The organism is Bradyrhizobium sp. INPA03-11B (genome assembly GCF_040446015.1).
Classification (GTDB): domain Bacteria; phylum Pseudomonadota; class Alphaproteobacteria; order Rhizobiales; family Xanthobacteraceae; genus Bradyrhizobium; species Bradyrhizobium macuxiense_A.
This window is the reverse complement of record NZ_JASGSR010000216.1, coordinates 1-6,926: the sequence shown is the minus strand read 5'-3', so window position 1 is coordinate 6,926 and position 6,926 is coordinate 1. Positions and strand designations below refer to the sequence as shown.

Annotated in this window: 7 protein-coding genes; 3 read left to right on the top strand and 4 right to left on the bottom strand. The window is 64.3% G+C overall.

Annotated elements, in window-relative coordinates; translation table 11 throughout:
* From QMZ05_RS39860 to lptF, 3 genes are all read right to left on the bottom strand, one after another.
* Positions 1–191, bottom strand: a 191-nt coding sequence (locus QMZ05_RS39860) for a hypothetical protein (RefSeq protein WP_353705733.1), incomplete at its 3' end; no start/stop codon positions are given.
* On the bottom strand, positions 191–1,288 hold the full coding sequence (gene lptG / locus QMZ05_RS39855) for an LPS export ABC transporter permease LptG (RefSeq protein WP_353705732.1): 1,098 nt from the start codon (positions 1,286–1,288) through the stop codon (positions 191–193). The genes QMZ05_RS39860 and lptG, both read right to left, overlap by 1 nt.
* Positions 1,285–2,451, bottom strand: a complete 1,167-nt coding sequence (gene lptF, locus QMZ05_RS39850) for an LPS export ABC transporter permease LptF (RefSeq protein ID WP_050425932.1) — start codon at positions 2,449–2,451, stop codon at positions 1,285–1,287. Before lptF ends, lptG begins: the two co-directional genes overlap by 4 nt.
* Before the next feature lie 369 nt (positions 2,452–2,820).
* Here lptF and QMZ05_RS39845 point away from each other — a divergent pair, with 369 nt between their 5' ends.
* From QMZ05_RS39845 to QMZ05_RS39835, 3 genes are all read left to right on the top strand, one after another.
* Positions 2,821–4,323, top strand: coding sequence for a leucyl aminopeptidase (locus tag QMZ05_RS39845; protein WP_353705731.1), 1,503 nt, complete (start codon positions 2,821–2,823; stop codon positions 4,321–4,323).
* Between the two features lie 22 nt (positions 4,324–4,345).
* Positions 4,346–4,798 carry a DNA polymerase III subunit chi gene (locus QMZ05_RS39840; protein ID WP_353705730.1) on the top strand — a complete coding sequence of 151 codons (453 nt, stop codon included), beginning with the start codon at positions 4,346–4,348 and terminating at the stop codon, positions 4,796–4,798.
* 103 nt (positions 4,799–4,901) lie between these two features.
* Positions 4,902–5,471, top strand: a complete 570-nt coding sequence (locus QMZ05_RS39835; RefSeq protein ID WP_353705729.1) for a hypothetical protein — start codon at positions 4,902–4,904, stop codon at positions 5,469–5,471.
* Positions 5,472–5,728: 257 nt separating this feature from the next.
* Here the strand turns inward: QMZ05_RS39835 and QMZ05_RS39830 are convergent.
* On the bottom strand, positions 5,729–6,926 hold a 1,198-nt coding region (locus QMZ05_RS39830), incomplete at its 5' end, for an ABC-F family ATP-binding cassette domain-containing protein (RefSeq protein ID WP_353705728.1).

The window sequence follows — 6,926 nt, the reverse complement described above, 5'->3', positions numbered from 1 at the left end:
GGATTGTAGGTGAACGCCTGCGCGGCAGCCGGCGTCGACGTGACGACGTCGAGCGCGCTGACCATGACGAACGCGGTGAAGAGAGCGGAAATCGAAACGCCAAACGCGGCCATGCGGCTTCGTTGACGGCGCAGGGCACTGCGCCGCCCGAATGCAGGCGACATCAACTGGCGGGCGGCGACAGTAGCCACTACCCGTCCTCCTGGTACAGCAAGGCTAAGAAACCGGTGAGGCTACCCACGACGACGGGCAACCACGCCGCAGCGATGGGATGCATCAACTCAGCCTTGCTCAAATCTTCAGTTACTTTCGAAAGCACGTAGAGCAGAAAGCCTGCGCCCACGCCACTCAAAACCATCTTCTGCACGCCGCCCATCCGAAAGAAGCGGAGGCTCACAGAAGCCGCCAACATCACCATCGCAGCCAGCAAAAACGGCTGTGCGATGAGCTTGTGATACTGCAAGCGATAGCCAGCCGTCGCGAACCCTGAGCTCTCCGATGAGCGGATGTAGTTCGGCAGTTGCCAAAAGGACACAGTTTCGGGGGTGGAGAAACTGTTGCGCACCTGTGCCGGGGTGAGGGTAGTGGTCAGATAGAAGGTGTCCTGGTCCACCGGAGCCTTGTCGAGGGTGTATCGGCGTACTCCCGTGAACACCCAGCGGCCCTCTTCGAGCGTTGCTTCGCGGGCCTCGATTCGTTCCTTGAACTGCAACGCCGCATCGAATCGGAACACCGTGAGGCCAGTCAGCCGGACGCCCTGCTGTTCGCTGCGGGCCGCATTGATGATCGCCTGGCCCTCGTCATTGATCTGGTTGAGCCAGAAGCCCGACGCGTCCTGAATGCCGCCGCCCGGCGCAGAGCCGAACAGTTCGGCCTCCATCCGTTTGGAGAGCTCGCGCAGATTGGCCGAGATCGGGTTGTAGGCGGTGGTCGCAAAGATGCCGAGCACGATCGCGCTGGCCAGCGCCGGCGAGATGAATTGCCAGGCCGAGACGCCGGCGGCGCGCGCCACCACGAGCTCCAGCCGCCGCGACAACGCGAGATAACAGGTCATCGCGCCGATCAGCACGCAGAACGGCATCAGCTTTTCGAGCAATTGCGGCACGCGGAACAGCGAGGTCTCGGCGACCGTGATGGCGGAGGCGCCGACCAGGCCGGACGTCTTGCGCACCATCTCGATATAGTCGACCAGCACGAGCAGCACGAAGATGCCCGCGAACACGCCGACCGCCGCGATCACGAATCGGCCGGCGAAATAGCGGCCGAGCGTATTTGTGACCATGCTCATGCGGTTGCCGGCCTCCGGAAGAGGCGCGCAATGCGTTCGTTATTCCGGTTGATCGCTTCCATCAGCCGCGGCGGCGGCTCGACGACCACGCCGCCGATGATCATCCAGAGGCCGACGCCGATACCGCCGAACAGCATCAGATACTGCACGAGCGCTGCGATCGGCGTTTTCACCGCGACCACCGAGCAGGCGAATCCGACCATGCGCAGGCCGAACACCGCAAATACCGAGCCGCCGATCGAGAAATTGCGGCTCTGGCGCGTGGTGCGCGGCGCGCCGAGGAAGGCAAAGGTGAGGGCCGCGAACGCGAACGGATAGAGTGGTGCCATGAAGCGATCATGCAGCTCCGCGAAGAACTGGCCTGACAGCTGCTGATAGGTCTGATCGTTCTCGTCCGGCCACATCAGCTCCCAGAGGTAGCGCTCGCGAATTCCGAGCGTGACGTCGCGGCCTTGCGAGAATTTCGACATGTCGAACGCGTAGCGCTGAAACACCACCAGCGTCGGATCGCGCTTGCCGACTTCGAATCGCTCGAGATTGCCGTCCTCCAGCACGAGATACGAGCCGCTCTCGTTCTTCAGCACGGTGCCGTGATCGGCGACGATGGTGACGCGTTGCTGCGGATCGCGGCGATCGTCGACGAAAACGCCGCCGAGCACGCCGCCGGGCAGGCGCTCGCGGATCCGAATCGTCAGGTTCTGGTCGAGCTGGGCGAAGCGGCCGGGCTGCAGGATGTTGGTCAGGACGTCGGCGGTGATCTCGGCATCCCACTGCTTGATCCGGCGCATGCCGTCGGGCGCGAGATAGGCGCCGATGAAGGCGACCAGTGCCGCCACCACGCAGGTGGCATAGAAGAATGGGTAGAACAGCCGGAACGGCGAGAAGCCGGCCGCGTTCATGACGATGATCTCGGAATCGGTCGCGAGCTTGTTCAGCGTGTGCGAGATCGCGATCATCAGCGCGATCGGGGCGATGATCAGGACGAGCGCAGGGATCACGAGGCCGGTGATGCCGAGGAAGGTGAGGATGGTCTGACCCTGGCTGGTCATCAGGTCGATGCCGCGCAACGCCTGGGTAATCCAGATCACCCCGGTGAGGCTGACCAGGACAAGCGCAAACGACGCCAGCGTCGTTTTGAAGATGTACTTGTCGACCGACCCCATCGCTACCGCACGACCCCCACGTCCCCCTTGGCGCAACCAAACGCACGGCTTTCGACCAATCCCGTCAACCCGGGTTCCCCTATGGTCGAGCCGCGGACCCGTCCGGCTCACTCTCTGTTCACACTCTCACTACCATCCCTTTGATCCGTCAACAAAATGGCCGGGCCAAGGCACGCTTAATTTATGGTTAATTAATCGCTTTTGTGGCCTTCCGGCCACTCCGGCGCTTGGCAGCGGCGCAGCCGGCGGGTCATAGTGTGTCACAAGCCCGGTCCGGGGCGTTCCGGACCGCCATCGCAATGCTCATCCCGCGTGCCGGAAGGACCGTCTCAGGTCCGAGCAACACCCTGAGTTCTGGAGGATTTTCCTATGTCCGACGCCGTCAAGGTCGGCTTTGTCCCATTCTCCGCGTCCGCTCGCGGCATCCTGGTCGCCTTTTGCGACGAGCAATTGAAGCTGGGGGCTGCCACAAGGAAGGCGCTGGGAGCCGCCGCTGAGACGGTCAAGCGGGCTGCCGCCGCCAACCAGTTCAAGGGCAAGAGCGGAGCAGCGCTGGATATCCTGGCGCCGGAGGGAATCAAGGTCGACCGGCTGATCGTGATCGGTACCGGCAAGGCGGCCGACCTCAAGGAGAAGGATCTTCTCAAATTCGGCGGCGTGGTGGCCGGCAAGCTCAATGCCGGCAGCGCCGCGATGACCGTCCTCGCGGAACTGTCCGATGCTGCAATGACAGCCGGCCAGGCCGCCACGATTGCCACCGGCATCCGCCTGCGCGCCTACAAGTTCGACCGCTACAAGACCAAGAAGAAGGACGGCGAGGACGGCGCTGTGCGAGCCGAGGTCTCGATCGCGGTCGACGACGCCGCCTCTGCGAAAAAGGCGTTCGCGCCCGAATCGTCGATCGTCGACGGCGTGAACCTCGCGCGCGAACTCGTCAACGAGCCGCCGAACGTGCTGTACCCTGAGGAGTTCGCGCGCCGCGCCAGCCAGCTCCGCAAGCTCGGCGTCACCGTCGAGGTCCTCGACGTCAAGGCGATGACCAAGCTCGGCATGGGTGCGCTGCTTGGCGTCGGGCAGGGTTCGGTCCGGCCCAGCCGTACCGTGATCATGCGCTGGAACGGCGGTAAGAAGAGCGAGGCGCCGGTCGCGTTCGTCGGCAAGGGCGTCTGCTTCGACACCGGCGGTATCTCGATCAAGTCGGCCGGCGGCATGGAGGATATGAAGGGTGACATGGGCGGCGCAGCCTGCGTGGTCGGGCTGATGCACGCGCTCGCGGCGCGCAAGGCCCGCGTCAACGCCGTCGGCGCCATCGGCCTCGTCGAGAACATGCCCGACGGCAATGCGCAGCGTCCGGGCGACATCGTCACCTCGATGTCCGGCCAGACCATCGAAATCATCAACACTGACGCCGAGGGGCGCCTCGTGCTCGCCGACGTGCTCTGGTACGTCGCCAAGAAGTGCAAGCCGAAGTTCATGGTCGATTTGGCAACGCTGACCGGCGCGATCATGGTCGCGCTCGGCACCGATCACGCCGGCATGTTCTCCAACAATGACGAACTCGCCGAGCGCCTCGCGAAGGTCGGCCTCGAGACCGGGGAGAAGGTGTGGCGCATGCCGCTCGGTCCCGAATACGACAAGCAGATCGACTCGCAATTCGCCGACATGAAGAACACTGGTGGGCGCAACGGCGGTTCGATCACGGCCGCGCAATTCCTGCAGCGCTTCGTCGACGGCACGCCCTGGGCCCATCTCGACATTGCCGGCACCGCGATGGGGGCGCCGAAGACCGAGATCAACCAGAGCTGGGGCTCGGGTTATGGCGTCCGGCTGCTCGAACGGCTCGTCTCCGACTATTATGAGGCCAGGAAGTAAGTAAGAGAGTGTCGTCAGGCGCATGACCGAGGTTCTGTTCTACCATCTGCAGAACATGACGCTGGAGACCGTGTTGCCGCCGCTGCTTGAGAAATCACTCGAGCGCGGCTGGCGCGTGGTCGTGCAATCAACGTCGCAGGAGCGCGCCGAGACGCTCGACGCCCATCTGTGGACCTACAGCGACGATTCGTTCCTGCCGCACGCGAGCGCGCGCGTTGCCGACGCGCAGGACCAGCCGATCATCCTGTCGATCGAGGAGGGCAATCCCAACCGGGCCAACGTCCGCTTCCTGGTCGACAATGCGGCGCTGCCGGCCGACTGCGACAGCTACGAGCGGGTGGTCCTCGTGTTCAACGGCGACGATCCCGACGCGGTGGCCACGGCCAGGGAGAGCTGGACTGCCTGCAAGGCACGGGGCTTCGAGGTCACCTACTGGCAGACCGACGAGCGGGGGCGTTGGCAGCGGCGCCAATAGCGATATCGACAAATTAATGATAATTCGACGTTTCCCGGGGCGGGTCACGGTCATGCCGCAAAGTGATGTTCGGACAACCCCTTAGGTAAAGGGGTTAGGAGCCTTGTCGATCGTGCGAGACGGAACATTCAGTCGGAAGTCGCTGCTGGCGTTGCTGGTGCTTGCACCTGGCCTTGCCGGCTGTTCGGGCGCGTCCGACATCTTTTCGCGCGATGCAGACTGGTTCTCGCGGCCCGGGCGGGTGTTCATCCGCAACATCTCGATCGAATCGCCGCCGCTGACGCCGGACAAGCCGGTGACCAACGACGACCTCGTCAGTGCCGACGGCAGCTGTCCAGGCATGGCGCCCCCACCGGGCGCTGCCGATGCGAATGCGCAGGCCGGCGGTGCGCCGCCGCCGCAGCCGACCGGCGGCAGTGTCGCACTCGGCCATACCGAATGTGACGTCGTGCGCGGCATCGGTGCCCCCGACAGCGTGAACCTGTCGAACGGACCTGGCGGCGAACGCGTCGCGGTGGTGACCTGGTCGCGTGGCGCACGCGCCGGCATCTATACGTTCTCCGGGGGACGCCTTACGTCCGTCGAACGCGGCCCCGATGCTGCGCCGGAGCCGAAGGTCGCGAAGCCGGCGAAGAAGAAGCCGAAGAAGCCGGCGCCAACCTCGAACGGTTAGGGCGTTTTTGCCGCATCGGCAGGTCGATGCCTGCATGTGCGGGCATGACACCGGAAGAATGAGAGCCCACGCTTTCACCACACGTCGTCCCTGCCTAGTGCGCAATTGCGCACAGGAGCAGGGACCCATACCCCGCGGCGGATGTGATTGACGGGACTCGTCGTTCGACGATCGCGCAACAGTGACCATCGGTGGTTATGGGTCCCTGCTTTCGCAGGGACGACACCGAATATGCAGCTCTGCCCGGTGGTCACGCTCTAGTTCGCGGCTTCGTCGAGTTCGGCGCTGGCGTCCAGCCATTCTTCCTCGGCGCGTTGCAGCGCGCTCTCGGCGCCGGCGCGCGCCTTGGTCAGCTGCGCGGCCTGCTTGGGATCGCGCGTGAAAATATCGGGCAGCGCGAGCGCATTGTCGATCTTGGCGATGATGCCGTTGATGCGCTCGATCTCGCTCTCGGCTTGCGTCACCCGCTGCCGGGGTGAAACGCGCCTTTCATTGCGGATCCGCTCGGGCTTTGCGGCGATCTCCTTGGCGCGCTCGCGCGAGGCCGTCCGTCCGTCATTGGCCGACAGGATCATGCGGCGATATTCGTCGAGATCGCCGTCATAGGCCGTGACGGTCTGGTTCGCCACGACCCACAACCGGTCGGCGCAGGCCTCGATCAGATAGCGATCGTGCGAGACCATGATGATGGCGCCGGGGAATTCGTTGATCGCCTCCGCCAGCGCCGCGCGGCTGTCGATGTCGAGATGGTTGGTCGGCTCGTCCAGGATGATCATGTTGGGGCCGTAGAACGTCGCAAGCCCGAGCAGCAGCCGCGCCTTCTCGCCGCCCGACAGGCTCTTCACCAGCGTGTCGCCGGCCTTGCCGGAGAAGCCGATCGCACCGACGCGGGCGCGCACCTTGCTCTCCGGAGTCTCGGGCATCAGCTTGCGGATGTGATCATAGGGCGAGCCGTCGAGATTGAGCTCGTCGACCTGGTGTTGAGCGAAATAGCCGACTGACAGCTTGTCCGCTTTGGTGATCCTGCCCGAGAACGGCGCGAGCTTGCCCGCCAAGAGCTTGACCAGCGTCGATTTGCCGTTGCCGTTGGAGCCGAGCAGCGCGATGCGGTCGTCGGTATCGATGCGCAGCGTTACGCGGTTGAGCACGGGCTTGCCCGGCTCGTAGCCGACCGAGACGTCGTCGACCGCAATGATCGGCGGCGAGAGCAATTTCTCCGGCGCCGGGAACGAGATCTCGTGGACGTCCTGGGTCACCAGTGCGGTGATCGGCTTCATCCGCTCCAGCATTTTCACGCGCGACTGCGCCTGCCGCGCCTTGGAAGCCTTTGCCTTGAAGCGGTCGACGAAGTCCTGCAGGCGCTTGCGCTCATCGCCCTGCCGCTTGGCGTGTTTGGCGTCGAGCAGTTCGCGCGCGGCGCGCTGTTCCTCGAATGAGGAATAGGTGCCCTTGTAG